The sequence below is a fragment of the Streptomyces sp. S465 genome (genome assembly GCF_026898115.1).
Taxonomy (GTDB): domain Bacteria; phylum Actinomycetota; class Actinomycetes; order Streptomycetales; family Streptomycetaceae; genus Streptomyces; species Streptomyces luomodiensis.
The window spans coordinates 8,236,754-8,253,080 of sequence record NZ_CP114036.1; the positions used below are offsets into that span (position 1 = coordinate 8,236,754).

General features: G+C 72.0%; 2 protein-coding genes. Both read right to left on the minus strand.

From position 1 onward, the window contains the following. Window positions 1-143: 143 nt before the first annotated feature. Window positions 144-5,972 (minus strand): type I polyketide synthase, encoded by a 5,829-nt coding sequence (locus N6H00_RS34860; RefSeq protein WP_268975840.1) that lies wholly within the window; start codon window positions 5,970-5,972, stop codon window positions 144-146. 11 nt (window positions 5,973-5,983) lie between these two features. Continuing rightward, the gene (locus tag N6H00_RS34865) at window positions 5,984-16,270 is read right to left on the minus strand and encodes a type I polyketide synthase (RefSeq protein WP_268975841.1); all 10,287 of its coding nucleotides are present in this window, start codon (window positions 16,268-16,270) and stop codon (window positions 5,984-5,986) included. Window positions 16,271-16,327: the final 57 nt, after the last annotated feature.

The window sequence follows — 16,327 nt, forward strand, 5'->3', positions numbered from 1 at the left end:
CCGCGGCGGCGTTCCAGTGACGGAATTCCACCGGCCGTTCCACACGCCGGTCACCACCCGTCAGACAGCCGACCGGCCGACCACCCGTCGGGCGAGGTCAGGAGGGGGAAGGCGGCGTGCGGCGGGATGCCGCCGCCACCTCGTCAGCCCAGCTTCTCCAGCCACCCCAGCAGCGCCTCCGCGGTGTCCGCCACCTCGTCGGTCAGCACCGTGAAGTGATCGCCCGCCACCTCGATCAGGTCGTGCGGCAGCGGCCACGACGCCTGCCAGCCGTCCTGTCCGGCCATCTCCGGCGTGGGGCGACCGGCCCGCAGGAACAGCGTCGGCGTGGTGACCGCGTGCGGTGTCCAGCCGGCGAACATCCGCAGGTAGGCACCCATCGCCAGCAGCGCGGCGTCGTCCGGCGCGCCCTCCTCCACCGCGGCCCGCGCGGGCAGCCCGAGCAGCCACTCCTGGGCCCGCGCGGCGCCGTCCAGCGGATAGGTGTCGATCAGTACCAGCCCCCGCGGCCCGCGGCCCAGCCGCTCCAGCTCGCCGGTGACGGCGTGCGCCACGGTGCCGCCCAGGGACCGGCCCACCAGCACGTACGGCTCGTCGCCGACGTGGTCGAGTACGGCCCGCGCGTGCATGCCGACCAGCGTCTCACGGTCCTCCGGTACGGCCTGACCGGTGCCGAAGCCGGGGTAGGGCAGCACCGCGCCGTCCAGGACCCCCTCCAGCCGACGGCCCAACGCGTCGTACTCGTGCGGGGTGGCCGCCGGAGTCACCGCCGGCACGCAGACCACCCTCGGCCGCCGCGGACCGGCCGACAGCGTCACCGGCCGCACGGCGTGCTCCGCGCTGTCGCGGCCCGAGAAGGTCGGCACCGACCAGGACGCACCGACCAGCATCTGGGTCGCCGCCTCGATCCGGCCGTCCCGGTACAGCCGCTCGTACAGCGTGGCCACCGTGTAGGCCGAGGACCGCGGTGAACGCCCGGCCGCCAGCCGCTCCCGCACGTGGTCGGCGAGCGCGGTGGCCGTCGGGTGGTCGAACACCACGGTCGCGGACAGCCGCAGCCCGGTGGCGGACGCCAGCCGGTTCCGCAGCTCGACCGCGGTCAGCGAGTCGAAGCCGAACTCCCGGAAGTCCCGCTCGGGATCGACCGCGCCGGCGTCGCCGTGCCCCAGCACCTCGGCGACCTGCTCGCACACCAGCTCCAGCGCCGACCCGGGGTCGACCACGGACGGCGCCGCGGTCGCGGCGCGCCGGGCGGCCGGCCGGGGCCGTCGGACCAGGTCCCGCAGCGCCTCCGGCATCGACTCCAGCCGGCCCAGTGTCCCGACGTCCAGCTTCACCGGCACCAGCACCGCCTCACCGGAGCCGACCGCCGCGTCGAAGAGCGCCAGCCCTTCGGCGTCCGACAGCGGCCGGAGCCCGGTGCGGGTCAGCCGGTCGTGGTCGGCTTGGGTGAGGTGGCGGGTCATGCCGGTGGTGCGGTCCCAGGCGCCCCAGACGAGCGAGGTACCGGGCAGGCCGTGGCGGCGGCGGTGGGTGACCAGGGCGTCGAGAAAGGCGTTGGCGGCGGCGTAGTTGGCCTGGCCGGCGCTGCCGAGGGTGCCGGCGATCGACGAGAAGACCACGAAGAGGGTCAGACCGTGATCGCGGGTGAGTTCGTGCAACCACCAGGCGGCGTCGGCCTTGGGTGCGAAGGTGGTGGTCAGTGCGTCGGTGTTGAGGCGGTCGAGGGTGGTGTCGGCGAGGGCTCCGGCGGTGTGGATGACGCCGGTCAGCGGGCCGATGCCGTCGATGAGTGCGGCGAGTGCGGTGCGGTTGGTGAGGTCGCAGGAGCGGACGCGGACGTGGGCGCCGAGGTCGGTGAGTTCGGTGGTGAGTTCGGTGGCGCCGTCCGCGTCGGGTCCCTGGCGGCTGGCCAGTACCAGGTCGCGTACGCCGTGTTCGGCGACCAGGTGACGGGCGACCAGTGAGCCCAGACCGCCGGTGCCGCCGGTGATCAGCACGGGGCCCGAGGAGAGGTCGGGCCGCTCGTCGGGGGACGCTTCCGTATCCACCGGCCCGTGTGTCAGCCGGGGGAGAGTGATGGCGCCGTCGCGGATACGGGCCTGGGGTTCGCCGGAGGCGATTACGGCGGGCAGGGCCTGGTGGGAGGCGGGGTGGTGGTCGGTGTCGATGAGGATGATGCGGTGGGGGTGTTCGGTTTGGGCGGTGCGGAGTAGTCCCCAGACGGCTGCGCCGGCGAGGTCGTCGTGGGTGGCTTCGACGACGAGGGGTGTGGTGGTGTTTTGGGCCAGGTGGTGTTGGACGCGGGCCAGGGCCTCGGCGGTGATGCGGTGGGTGTCGGCCAGCACATCGTCGCCGACCGTCGGCACCGCGTACCGCTCGAACTCCGGGGCGACCGCCGGGCCGGTGAGCGGCGCGGGACGCCAGGCCAGTCGGTAGAGGTGCCGGCTGGACGGGGCGGTGGGGGCGGCGTGGCGCCGGGTGGCGAGGTGGTCGATGGTGATGACGGGCTGGCCGGTGGTGTCGGTGGCCAGCAGGCGGATGGCGCCGGTGTCGTCGATGTCCAGTCGGACTCGCAGGTGGGTGGCGCCGGTGGCGTGGACGGTGACACCGGAGAAGGAGAACGGCAGGTGGATGTCGCCGTCCTCGTCTTGTGCGGCGATCACCGCGGCGGGGTGTAGGGCGGCGTCGAGGAGTGCGGGGTGTAGGGGGTGGCCGGTGGTGGTGCCTGCGGCGGTGGGGAGTTGGATGTCGGCGTAGAGGGTGTTGTGGTGGTGGTGGAGGGTGCGGAGTCCTTGGAAGGCGGGGCCGTAGTGGAGTCCGGTGGTGGCGAGTTGTTGGTAGGCGTTGGTGAGGTCGATGGGGTGGGCGTCGGTTGGTGGTTGGGTGTTGTGGTGTGTGGGTGTGGGTGGGGTGTGGCGGCTGAGGGTGCCGGTGGCGTGGCGGGTCCAGGTGCCGTTGGTGTTGCGGCTGTGGAGGGCGAGGGGGCGGTGGCCGGTGGTGGTTTCGGGGGCTACGGTGATTTGGATGGGGGTGGGGTGGGTGAGGGTGAGGGGGGTGTGGATGACGAGTTCGTCGAGGGTGGTGTGGTCGGTTTCGTCGCCGGCTTGGATGGCCATGTCGAGGAGTGCTGTGCCGGGGACGATGATGGTGTCGCCGACTGTGTGGTCGGTGAGCCAGGGGTGGGTGGTGGTGGAGAGTCGGCCGGTGAGGATGAGTTCGCCGGTGTCGGCCACGGTGGTCTTGGCGCCTAGTAGGGGGTGGTTCGTTGTGTCCAGGCCGGCTCCGGTCACCTCGGTGCCCCCGCCCGCGGCATCGTGCAGCCAGAAGTCCCGCCGTTGGAAGGGGTACGTCGGCAGGGATGTATGCCTCCCGGCCGGGGTGAGGGCCCGCCAGTCCACCGGGTGGCCCACGCTGAACACCTTGCCCAACGCGGTGAGCACGCTGTGGACCTCGTTGTGGTTGCGGCGGGTGGTGGGGATGAGGTGGGTGGTGGTGGGGAGGGTGGTGCGGGCGAGGGTGGTGAGGGTGGCGTCGGGGCCGATTTCGAGGTAGGTGGTGATGCGGTGGTGGTGGTGGAGGTGGTGGAGGGTGTCGGTGTAGCGGACGGGTGCGGTGATGTGGTGGGTCCAGTGGGTGGTGTCGGGGTGGGTGGGTGTTGCGGTGAGCATGCTGATGAGGGGGGTGTGTGGGGGGTGGTGGGTGAGGGTGTTGAGGGTGGTGGTGAAGGGGGTGAGGATGGGTTGCATGAGGGGGGAGTGGAAGGCGTGGCTGACGTTGAGCCAGTTGGTTTTGACGTCGAGTTGGGTGGCGATGTGGTGGAGGGTGGTGTGGTCGCCGGAGAGGACGGTGGTGTGGGGGCCGTTGATGGCGGCGATGGAGATGGTGTTTTTGTGGGCGGTGAGGTGGGGTTGGAGGGTGTGGGGGTCGGTGGCGATGGCGAGCATGGCGCCGCCGGGTGGGAGGTTTTGCATGAGGGTGGCGCGTGTGGTGATCAGGTGGATGGCGTCGGGGAGGGTGAGGGCGCCGGTGATGTGGGCGGCGGTGATTTCTCCGAGGGAGTGGCCGCAGACGGCGTCGGGTTGGAGGCCCCAGGTTTGCCAGAGTCGGTAGAGGGCGGTTTCGAAGGCGAAGAGGGCGATTTGTGCGTGGTCGGTGCGGTGGAGTGTGTCGGCTTGGTCGGGGTTGAACATGACGTCGCGTAGTTCGGGGCCGGTGAGTTCGAGGATGTCGTCCAGTGCTTCGGCGAAGGCGGGGAAGTGTTCGTAGAGTTGTCGGCCCATGCCGGGGCGTTGGGAGCCCTGTCCGGTGAACATCACCGCCAGCGGCCCGCGCCGGGGCGGGGTCGGCCGCACGGCGCGGAGTGCGGCGACGAACTCCTCACGGGTCTCCCCGACGACCACCGCGCGGTGCGGGAGGGTGGCGCGGGTGGTGTTGAGGGTGTGCGCGACGTCGCCGAGCGGCGCGTCGTCCTCCGCGACATGCGTGGCGAGCCGTTCGGCCAGGGCGGTCAGCGCGGACTCGGTGTGCGCGGACAGCACCCAGGGCACCGGCCCGGCCGGCGGCGCCTCCGGCACGTCGGGCTCCGGCGTGGCCGGGGCCTGTTCGAGGACCACATGCGCGTTGGTGCCGCTGATGCCGAACGAGGAGACCGCGGCGCGGCGGGGGCGCTGATCGGTGCTCGGCCAGTCCCGGGCCTCGGACAACAGCCGGACCTCGCCCTGCGACCAGTCGACATTCGGCGTCGGCTCGCTGATGTGCAGCGTCTTCGGCATCACACCGTGCCGCATGGCCAGCACCGTCTTGATGACGCCGGCCACCCCGGCGGCCGCCTGCGTATGGCCGATGTTGGACTTCAGCGACCCGAGGTACACCGGCAGTTCCCGGTGCTGCCCGTAGGTGGCGATCAGGGCCTGGGCCTCGATCGGGTCGCCGAGCATGGTGCCGGTGCCGTGCGCCTCCACCACGTCCACGTCGCTCGCGGTCAGCCGGGCGTCGGCGAGCGCGTCGCGGATCACACGCTGCTGGGAGGGGCCGTTGGGGGCGGTGAGGCCGTTGGAGGCGCCGTCCTGGTTGACGGCGGTGCCGCGTACCACCGCCAGCACCGGGTGGCCGAGCCGCTGGGCATCCGACAGCCGCTCCACCAGCAGCAGTCCGACGCCCTCGCTGAGCACGGTGCCGTCCGCGGTCGCGTCGAAGGTCTTGCACCGCGCGTCGGCGGCCAGCCCCCGCTGCCGGCTGAACTCCACGTACGGGTGCGGGACGGACATCACCGTGACGCCGCCGGCGACCGCGAGCGAGCACTCGCCGGAGCGCAGCGCCCGCACGGCGAGGTGCAGGGCGACCAGGGAGGAGGAGCAGGCGGTGTCCAGGGAGACGGCCGGGCCCTCGAAGCCGAAGGTGTACGAGACCCGGCCGGACGCCACGCTGGACGCGCTGCCGTTGCCGAGGTAGCCCTCCAACTCGGCGGGGAAGCCACGCAGACGGGTCACGTAGTCCTGGTACATGATGCCGGTGAACACGCCCGTGCGGCTGCCACGCAGTGAGGTGGGGTCGATACCGGCGCGTTCCAGGAGCTCCCAGGTGGTCTCCAGCAGCAGTCGCTGCTGCGGGTCCATGGCCAGCGCCTCACGCGGCGAGATGCCGAACGGGTCCGGGTCGAACGCGCCGGCCCGGTCCAGGAAGCCGCCCTCGCGGACGTACGTGGTGCCCGGGTGGTCCGGGTCCGGGTCGTACAGGCTGTCCAGGTCCCAGCCGCGGTCGGTGGGGAACGGCGAGACCGCGTCCCCTCCCGAGGCCACCAGCTCCCACAGCGACTCCGGCGAGTCGACGCCGCCGGGCAGCCGGCAGGACATCCCCACGATGGCAACCGGCTCGGCCGCCCCCTCCTGGAGCGAGGCGTTCTCCCGGCGCAGCCGGGCGTTCTCCTTGGCCGACACGCGCAGCGCCTCGACAAGCTGTTCATTGGTCATCGTCGCACCCCTCAGGCTCCGGTTCCGTCCATCACGTGCCGGATCAGCGCCTCGGTGTCCATGGCGTCGATCAGGTCGTCCTCGTCGTGCTCGGCCGCGTCCGGTGCCTGCGCCGGGTCAGGACCGGCCAGCTTCAGCAGCGCCTCCAGCACGCCGGCGTCGCGGAACCGGGCGACCGGCACCTGCGCCAGGACCCGGCGCAGCTCCCGCTCGTCCGGGTCGTCGTCCGGTCCGGCGGCCGTCGGGGCGGGCGAGACCTGGTCCAGCAGGTACCGCGTGACAGCGCCGGCCGCCGGGTAGTCGAAGACGAGCGTGGCGGGCAGCCGGAGCCCGGTCATCGCCGACAGCCGGTTGCGGAACTCCACGGCGGTCAGGGAGTCGAAGCCGAGACTCTTGAACGCCTGGTCCGGCTCGATGGCGCCGGGGTCCGGATGCCCGAGCACCTGGGCGACCTGCTCGATCACCGACGCCAGCACCGACCGCTCCCGGCCCTCCGGGGCCAGCGCCGCGATCCGTTCCGTCCACGGCTCCGCCCCGTCGGCGCCCGCCCCGGCGGCCTGCCGGCGCGGCGCGCGCACCAGCCCACGCAGCAGGACCGGCACCGCGCCGGAGCGGCCGATGGCGGGCAGGTCGAACGTGGCCGTCACCACCTGCCCGACGTCCGCGGCCAGCGCGCCGTCGAAGAGCTCGAGCCCCTGCTCATCGGTGAGCGGCCGCAGACCCGCACGGGCCAGCCGGTCGTGGTCCGCGCGGGTGAGGTGGCGGGTCAGACCGGTGGTGCGTTCCCACGAACCCCAGGCCAGAGAGGTGCCGGGCAGGCCCAGACCGCGGCGGTGGGTGACCAGGCCGTCGAGGAACCCGTTGGCCGCCGCGTAGTTGGCCTGGCCGGCGCTGCCGAGCACGCCGGCCAGCGAGGAGAAGACCACGAACAGGGTCAGGTCCTGGTCGCGGGTGAGTTCGTGCAACCACCAGGCGGCGTCGGCTTTGGGTGCGAAGGTGGTGGTCAGTGCGTCGGTGTCGAGGTGGTCGAGGGTGGTGTCGGCGAGGGCTCCGGCGGTGTGGATGACGCCGGTGAGGGGGCCAATGTCGTCGATGAGTGTGGCGAGGGCGGTGCGGTCGGTGAGGTCGCAGGAGCGGACGCGGACGTGGGCGCCGAGGTCGGTGAGTTCGGTGACGAGTTCGGTGGCGCCGTCCGCGTCGGGTCCTTGGCGGCTGGCCAGGACCAGGTCGCGTACGCCGTGTTCGGTGACGAGGTGGCGCGCGATGAGGGAGCCGAGGCTGCCGGTGCCGCCGGTGATCAGCACGGTTCCTTCGCCGATCGTCACCGGCTCGGTGGGAGCGACCACGGTCAGCCGGGGGACGGTGATGGCGCCGTCGCGGATACGGGCCTGGGGTTCGCCGGAGGCGATCAGGGTGGGGAGGGCCTTGTGGGAGGCGGGGTGGTGGTCGGTGTCGATGAGGATGATGCGGTCGGGGTGTTCGGTTTGGGCGGTGCGGAGCAGTCCCCAGACGGCTGCGCCGGCGAGGTCGTCGTGGGTGGCTTCGACGACGAGGGGTGTGGTGGTGTCGTGGGCCAGGTGGTGTTGGACGCGGGCCAGGGTCTCGGCGGTGATGCGGTGGGTGTCGGCCAGGACGTCGTCCCCGACCGCCGGTACGGTGTACCGCTCGAACTCCACGGCGCCACCGGACCCGCCCGCACCGGCCCAGGCGGTCCACTCCGGCCGGTACAGCGGCCCGGAGCGCGCACCAGCCGAACGCAACTGCTCGGGGCTGATCACCCGGCTCGCCAGGGACTCGACCGTCACCACCGGCTGGTCGGCCGGGTCGAACGCCCGCAGGCTCGCGGAGCCCGACGCGTCCCATTCCAGCTCGACCCGGAGGCGGGTGGCGCCGGTGGCGTGGATTCGCACCCCGGTCCAGGCGAAGGGCAGCCGGATCTCGTCCCCGTCGGAGGCCGCGACCAGCGCGTGCAGGGCCGCGTCGAACAGCGCGGGGTGGATGCCGTAGCCGTCGGTGTCGCCGGCGTGGTCGGGGAGGTGGACGTCGGCGAGGAGTCGGTTGTCTTGGCGCCAGAGGGCTTGGAGGCCCTGGAAGGCGGGGCCGTATTCCAGTCCGGTGGTGGCGAGGTGGTGGTAGGTGTCGTGCAGGGGGATGGGTTCGGCGTTGGTGGGGGGCCAGGTGGTGTGGGGGGTGCGGGGTGTGGTGTGGGTGCGGGTGAGGGTGCCGGTGGCGTGGGCGGTCCAGGGGGCGTCCGGGCTGGTCCGGGTGTGGATGGTGAGGGTGCGGATGGTGGTGTCGTCCGGTGGGTTGATGGTGATCTGGATGGTGGTGGGGTGGGTGAGGGTGATGGGGGTGTGGATGATGAGTTCGTCGAGGGTGGTGTGGTGGGTGTGGTCGCCGGCGTGGAGGGCCATGTCGACCAGTGCGGTGCCAGGGAGGAGTGGGGTGCCGTTGACGGCGTGGTCGGCGGTCCAGGGGTGGTGGGCCGGGTTGAGATGCCCGGTGAGGATGGTGGCGCCGGTTTCCGCGAGGGTGGTGGTCGCGGAGACGAGTGGGTGCGGGGTCGGGACGAGTCCGAGCTGGGTGGCGTCCTGGGGGCCGGCCACGGTTGTGTCGTTGAGCCAGTAGCGGGTGCGTTGGAAGGGGTAGGTGGGGAGGTTGGTGGTTTTGGTGGGTGGGATGAGGGTGTGCCAGGTGATGGGGTGGCCGTGGGTGTGGGCGTGGCCGAGTGCGGTGAGGAAGGCGTGGGTGTCGTCTTGGTTGTTGCGGAGGGTGTGGATGGTGGTGGTGTTGGGGTTGGTTTCTTGGATGCTGGGGGTGAGGGTGGGGTGGGGGCTGGTTTCGATGTAGGTGGTGTAGCCGTTGTGGGTGAGGTGTTCGATGGCGGGTTGGAAGAGGACGGGTTGGCGGAGGTTGCGGTACCAGTAGTCGGCGTTGAGGGTGGGGGTGGTGATCCAGGTGTTGTCGGTGGTGGAGTAGAGGGGTGTGGTGGGTGTTTGGGGGGTGATGGGGGCGAGGATTTCTTGGAGTTGGTGGTGGAGTTGGTCGATGTGGCCGGAGTGGCCGGCGAAGTCGACGCTGGGGAGTTGCCAGCGCATGATGTGGTGGTGGGCGAGTTGTTTGGTGAGGTGGTTGATGGCGTCGGGGTCGCCGGTGATGGTGGTGTTGTTGGGTGCGTTGTGGGCGGCGATCCAGATGCGGGTGTTCCAGTGGTCGGGGTTGGTGATGTTGCGGATTTTTTCGGGTGGTGCGAGGACGCTGATCATGGTGCCGTGGCCGGTGAGGGGGAGGAGTGCTTTGCTGCGGAGGGTGGTGATGCGGGCGGCGTCTTGGAGGGTGAGGGCTCCGGCGGTGTAGGCGGCGGCGATTTCGCCTTGGGAGTGGCCGATGATGGCGTCGGGGGTGAGGCCGTGGTGTTGCCAGAGGGTGGCGAGGGCGACCATGGTGGTGAAGAGGACGGGTTGGATGACGTCGACGCGGTTCCAGGTGGGGGCGTGGGGTTGTTGGGTGAGGATGTCGGTGACGGACCAGTCGATGTGTTCGGAGAGGGCTGTGTCGATTTCGTGGATGGTGTCGCGGTAGAGGGGTGAGGTTTCCCAGAGGCGTTGTCCCATGCCGATCCATTGGGAGCCTTGGCCGGGGAAGACGAGGACGGTTTTCCCGCCGTCGGGAGTGTGTCCGGTGAGGTTGTCGAGTGCGGTGGCGAATTCTTCGCGGGTGGAGCCGACGAGGACGGCGCGGTGGGGGAGTGTGGTGGAGCGTTGGGTGATGAGGGTGTGTGCGATGTCGTGGACCGTGCCGGTGGTTTCCATGACCAGTTGACGGGCCAGGTCTTTGAGTGCGGCCTCGTTCTGCGCGGAGAGCACCCACGGCACCGGACCGGAGGGCACGGACTGCTCCGGTGTGTCCTCCGCCGTCTCGTCGGGCTCCGCCTCGGGGGCCTGCTCCAAGACCACGTGCGCGTTGGTGCCGCTCGCGCCGAATGACGACACCCCCGCGCGTCGGGGACGTTCGTCCGAGCCCGGCCAGTCCCGGGCCTGGGCCAGGAGTTCGACGGCGCCCGCCGACCAGTCGACCTCCGGAGTCGGCTCGTCGATGTGCAGGCTCTTGGGCATCACGCCGTGGCGCATGGCCATGACGGTCTTGATGACGCCGGCGACCCCGGCGGCGGCCTGGGTGTGGCCGATGTTCGACTTCAGCGAGCCCATCCACACCGGCTGGTCGCGGTCCTGCCCGTAGGCCGCCAGCACCGCCTGCGCTTCGATCGGGTCGCCGAGTTTGGTACCGGTGCCGTGGGCTTCGATGAGGTCGATGTCGGTGGGGGTGAGGTGGGCGTTGGTGAGGGCGTCGCGGATGACGCGTTGTTGGGAGGGGCCGTTGGGGGCGGTGAGGCCGTTGGAGGCGCCGTCCTGGTTGACGGCGGTGCCGCGTACCACGGCGAGTATCGGGTGTCCGAGGCGTTGGGCGTCGGAGAGTCGTTCGATGAGGAGGACTCCGGCGCCTTCGGACCAGGCGGCGCCGTCGGCGGTGGCGGCGAAGGATTTGCAGCGTCCGTCGGGGGAGAGGCCGCGTTGGCGGCTGAACTCGATGTAGGAGGAGGGGGAGGCCATGACGGTGACGCCGCCGGCGACGGCGAGGGTGCATTCGCCGGAGCGCAGGGCCTGGACGGCGAGGTGCAGGGCGACCAGGGAGGAGGAGCAGGCGGTGTCGACCGACACGGACGGTCCCTCGAACCCGAACGTGTACGACACCCGGCCGGAGACGACGCTGCCCGATCCCCCGTTGCTGGTGTACCCCTCCAGCTCGGACGGGAAGTGGCGCAGGCGGGAGATGTAGTCGTGGTACATGACGCCGGCGAAGACGCCGGTGCGGCTGCCGCGGAGTGAGGTGGGGGCGATGCCGGCGCGTTCCAGGACCTCCCAGGTGGTCTCCAGCAGCAGCCGCTGCTGCGGGTCCATGGTCAGCGCTTCGCGGGGGGAGATGCCGAACAGGGCGGCGTCGAAGTCGCCCGCGTCGTAGAGGAAGCCGCCTTCGCGGACGTAGGAGGTGCCGGGGTGGTCCGGGTCGGGGTGGTAGAGGTGGTCCAGGTCCCAGCCACGATCGGTGGGGAACGGCGAGATCGCGTCCGTGCCCGACGCGACCAGGTCCCACAGCTCCTCGGGCGAGGTGACGCCGCCGGGGTAGCGGCAGGCCATGCCGACGATCGCGATCGGCTCGCTGTCCGTGGCCGCCACCGGTGTCACCCACGGGTCCGGTACCGCCGGCGTGGCCTGGCCGGAGAGCCGTTCGGCCAGCAGCCCGGCGACCGCGGCGGTGGTCGGGTAGTCGAAGATCAGGGTTGCCGGGAGGCGCAGTCCGGTCGCGGCGGTCAGCTGGTTGCGCAGCTCGACGGCGGTCAGGGAGTCGAAGCCCAGCTCGTTGAAGGCCTGGTCGACGGCGATCCGGCGGGCGTCGCTGTGCCCCAACACCGAGGCCACCCGGCCGCGTACCAGCTTGACCATGGCGTTCACCCGGTCCTGCGGGGCCATCGCCGCGACCCGGTCGGCCAACGAGGCGTCGCCCGCGTTGCCCGCCTGCCGCCGACCGCGCCGGACAACCAGGCCCCGCAGCACCTCCGGCACCGCCTCGGCCCGACCGAGCGCGGCCAGGTCCAGCCTCGCCGCGACCACCGGGCCGGCCCCGGCGGCCAGGGCTGCGTCGAACAGGGCGGTTCCCTCGGTGTCCGACAGCGGGCGCAGTCCGGCGCGGGCTTGCCGGTTCCGGTCGGTCGCGCTGAGGCTCCGGGTCAGTCCGCCGACCCGCTGCCAGGATCCCCAGGCGAGTGAGGTGCCTGGCAGGCCCTGGCGGTGGCGGTGGGTGGCCAGGGCGTCGAGGAAGCTGTTGGCGGCGGCGTAGTTGGCCTGCCCGGGTGAGCCCAGGACGCCGGCGACGGAGGAGAAGAGGGCGAAGAGGGTGAGGGGGTGGTCCTGGGTGAGTTCGTGGAGCCACCAGGCGGGGTCGGCCTTGGGTGCGAAGGTGGTGGTCAGTGCGTCGGTGTCGAGGTGGTCGAGGGTGGTGTCGGCCAAGGCCCCGGCGGTGTGGATGACCCCGGTGAGGGGGCCGATGTCGGCGATGAGTGTGGCGAGGGCGGTGCGGTCGGTGAGGTCGCAGGAGCGGACGCGGACCCGGGCGCCGAGGTCGGTGAGTTCGGTGACGAGTTCGGTGGCGCCGTCCGCGTCGGGTCCCTGGCGGCTGGCCAGGACGAGGTCGCGTACGCCGTGTTCGGTGACGAGGTGGCGGGCGACGAGGGAGCCGAGGCTGCCGGTGCCGCCGGTGATGAGGATCGTTCCGTCGCCGATCGTGACCGGTTCGGTGTCCGCGGCCAGGCGTGCGAGCCGGGGGAGGGTGACCGCGCCGTCGCGGATGCGGGCCTGGGATTCGCCGGAGGCGACCAGGGCGGGCAGGATCTCTCGGGAGGCGGGGTGGTCGTCGGTGTCCACCAGCACGATGCGGCCCGGGTGTTCGGTCTGGGCGGTGCGGAGCAGCCCCCAGACGGCCGCGCCGGCGAGGTCGTCGTAGGGCGCTTGGACGACGAGCGGGGCGGTGGTCCCGGTCAGGTGCCGCTGGACGTGTGCGAGTGCGTCGGTGGTGACTCGGTGGGTGTCGGCCACGACGTCATCACCGGCCGGCTCCACCACCCACCGCTCGAAGACCGGCACGGTCGCGGGCGTCGCCGGAGTGTGGGAGACCCACTCCAGGGCGTACAGGCCGTTCGGACCCGAGCCGGCCCGCCGCAGCTGGTCGGCGGTGACCGGCCGGGTGACCAGCGCGTCGACGGTGACGACCGGCCGGCCGGTGGTGTCGGTGGCCAGGAGGCGCACGGCGCCCGTGTCGTCGGTGTCCAGCCGGACCCGCAGCCTCGTCGCGCCGGTGGCGTGCACCGCGACGCCGGTCCAGGCGAACGGCAACCTGATCTCGGACAGCTCGGCCGTGCCGGCGACCGCGTGCAACGCCGCGTCGAACAGCGCCGGGTGCACCGCGTAGCCGTCGGCGTCCCCGGCCGCGTCGGGCAGGGTGACGTCCGCGTACAGGCTGCCGTCCTGCCGCCAGAGCGCCTCCAGTCCCTGGAAGGCGGCTCCGTAGACCAGCCCGCCGTCCGCCAACCGCTCGTACAGCCCGGTCAGGTCGACCGCCTCCGCCCCGGCGGGCGGCCAGCTCCGCGGCGGAACGGGGACCTCCGCCTCCTGGGCGAGGGTGCCCACCGCGTGCTCGACCCAGTCGCCGTCGTCCCGCCGGGCGTGCACGGACACCGGGCGGTGCCCGTCCGCCTCCGCCGGTCCCACGCTGACCTGCACGGCGGCGGCCCGGTCGAGCACCAGCGGGGTCTGCACGACCAGCTCGTCCAGGACACCGCAGCCGACCTCGTCACCGGCCCGGATCGCCATGTCGACCAGCGCGGTGCCCGGCAGGACGACCGTGCCGGCGACCGCGTGGTCGGCCAGCCACGGCATCGAGGCCACCGACAGCCGGCCCGACAGCACGACCGCGCCGCTGCCGGCGATCGTGGTCACCGCGCCCAGCAGCGCGTACCGCGTCGGCAGCAGCCCCAGACCGGTGGCGTCGCCGGCCGAGCCGGACCCGCGCTCCAGCCAGTACCGGTCCCGCTGGAACGGGTAGGTCGGCAGGTCCACCCGCCGGCCCTCCCCGACCACCGCCTCCCAGTCCACCCGGGCGCCCCCCAAGTGGAGCTCGCGCGCCGCGGCGAGCAGCGCCGCCACGTCGTGGTGGTCACGCCGCAGCGTCCCGGTGACGACCGCTTCCGGGCAGCTCTCCCGCATGCTCGTGGTGAGCACCGGATGCGGGCTGACCTCGACGAACACATCGAAGCCGGCCTCGGAGAGCCGGCCCACCGCGTCATCGAACCACACCGTCTGGCGCAGGTTCCGGTACCAGTAGCCGGCGTCCATCGAGGCGGTGTCGATCCAGTCCCGCTCCACGGTCGAGAACAGCGGCACCGGCGACGTCACCGGCCGGACGTCCGCCAGCGTCCGGGCCAGCTCCTCCTCGATCCGCTCCACCTGCGCCGAGTGCGACGCGTAGTCCACCGCGACTCGCCGCGCGCGGTCCTCGGTGGCCAGCAGCTCCTCCAGCGCGGCCACCTGACCGGACACCACCACTGCCTCCGGCCCGTTCACCACCGCGACCGACAGCCGACCCTCCCACTGGCGCAGCAGGTCCGCCACGTATGCCACCGACCGCTGGACGACGACCATGCCGCCCTCTCCGGCCAGCGCGGTCAGCGCCCTGCTGCGCAGCGCGACCACCCGGGCCGCGTCGCGCAACGACAGCCCGCCCGCCACGTACGCGGCGGCGATCTCGCCCTGCGAGTGCCCCACCACGGCCGCGGGCTCCACGCCGTAGGACCGCCACACCTCGGCCAGCGCCACCATCACCGTGAACAGCACCGGCTGGACCACATCCACCCGGTCCAGGTCCGGTGTCCCCGGCTCGCCGGCCAGCACGGCCGCGGCCGACCACTCCACGAACTCGGCCAGCGCGCGGTCGGTGCGCAGCACACTGTCACGGAACACGGCGGAGCTCTCCCACAGCCGCCGGCCCATACCGACCCACTGCGAACCCTGACCGGGAAAGACGAGGGCCACCTTCGACGCCCTGCCGGACCCGCAGGTCAGCGCGTCGAGTTCGGCGGCGAAGTCCTCCCGCGTCGCCCCGATCATGACCGCCCGGCAGGGCAGCGCGGCGCGACCGCGCAGCAGCGAGTGGGCCACGTCCGCCACGTGTCCCTCGTTCCGTGTCACCAGCCGCCGCGCCAGCTCCCGCAGGGCGGGTTCGGTGTGTGCGGAGAGTATCCAGGGCACGGGTCCGGTCGGGGGTGTGGGTGAGGTGTCGGGTTCCGGTGTGGTGGCTTCGGGTGTGGTGGGGGCTTGTTCGAGGATGACGTGGGCGTTGGTGCCGCTGACGCCGAAGGAGGAGATGCCCGCGCGGCGGGGGTGTTGGTCGGTGGTGGGCCAGTCGCGGGGTTCGGTGAGGAGTTCGACGGTGCCGGCGGTCCAGTCGACTTCGGGGGTCGGTTCGTCGATGTGCAGGGTTTTGGGCATCACGCCGTGGCGCATGGCCATGACGGTTTTGATGATGCCGGCCACTCCGGCGGCGGCTTGGGTGTGGCCGATGTTGGATTTCAGGGAGCCCATCCACAGCGGTTGGTCGCGGTGTTGTCCGTAGGCCGCCAGCACCGCCTGCGCTTCGATCGGGTCGCCGAGTTTGGTGCCGGTGCCGTGGGCTTCGATGAGGTCGATGTCGGTGGGGGTGAGGTGGGCGTTGGTGAGGGCGTCGCGGATGACGCGTTGTTGGGAGGGGCCGTTGGGGGCGGTGAGGCCGTTGGAGGCGCCGTCCTGGTTGACGGCGGTGCCGCGTACCACGGCGAGTATCGGGTGTTCGAGGCGTTGGGCGTCGGAGAGTCGTTCGATGAGGAGGAGGCCGATGCCTTCGGCCATGCCGAAGCCGTTGGCGTTGGCGGCGAAGGCTTTGCAGCGGCCGTCGTCGGCGATGCCGCGTTGTCGGCTGAACTCGATGAACGGTGCCACCGATGCGAGGACGGTGACGCCGCCGGTGACGGCGAGGGTGCATTCGCCGGAGCGCAGTGCTTGGACGGCGAGGTGCAGGGCGACCAGGGAGGAGGAGCAGGCGGTGTCCAGGGAGACGGCCGGGCCCTCGAAGCCGAAGGTGTAGGAGACCCGGCCCGAGGCCACGCTCGCCGCGCTGCCGTTGCCCAGATACCCCTCCAACTGGTCCGTGTCGTCGGCCGACCAGTCGGCGTAGTCATTGTGGATCACTCCGGTGAACACGCCGGTACGGCTGCCGCGCAGGGTCGCCGGGTCGATGCCGGCGCGTTCCAGGACCTCCCAGGTGGTCTCCAGCAGCAGTCGCTGCTGCGGGTCCATGGCCAGCGCCTCACGTGGCGAGATGCCGAAGAACGCCGGATCGAAGCCGGCCGCGTCGTCCAGGAAGCCGCCCTCCCGGGCGTACGTCGTGCCCGGGTGGTCGGGGTCCGGATCGTAGACGCCTTCCAGGTCCCAGCCCCGGTCGGTGGGGAACGCGGAGACGCCGTCGCGACCGGCGGCGACCAGCTCCCACAGCGACTCCGGCGAGTCGACGCCGCCCGGCAGCCGGCACGCCATGCTCACGATCGCGATCGGCTCGCGGTCCCTGGCTTCCAGCTCCTGGATCTGCTGCCGGGCGTCACGCAGGTCGGCGGCGGCCTTCTTGAGGTAGTGCAGAAACTCGTCTTCGTTCGCCATCGGTGCTCAGCTCCATACGTGAACCGGAAGGACGGGGACCGCGCGGACGCTCTTCGG

What these genes read in the sequence shown, in the direction of transcription:
- N6H00_RS34860 (WP_268975840.1), bottom strand. Translation starts at nt 5,972, where the DNA reads ATGACCAATGAACAGCTTGTCGAGGCGCTGCGCGTGTCGGCCAAGGAG.
- N6H00_RS34865 (WP_268975841.1), bottom strand. Translation starts at nt 16,270, where the DNA reads ATGGCGAACGAAGACGAGTTTCTGCACTACCTCAAGAAGGCCGCCGCC.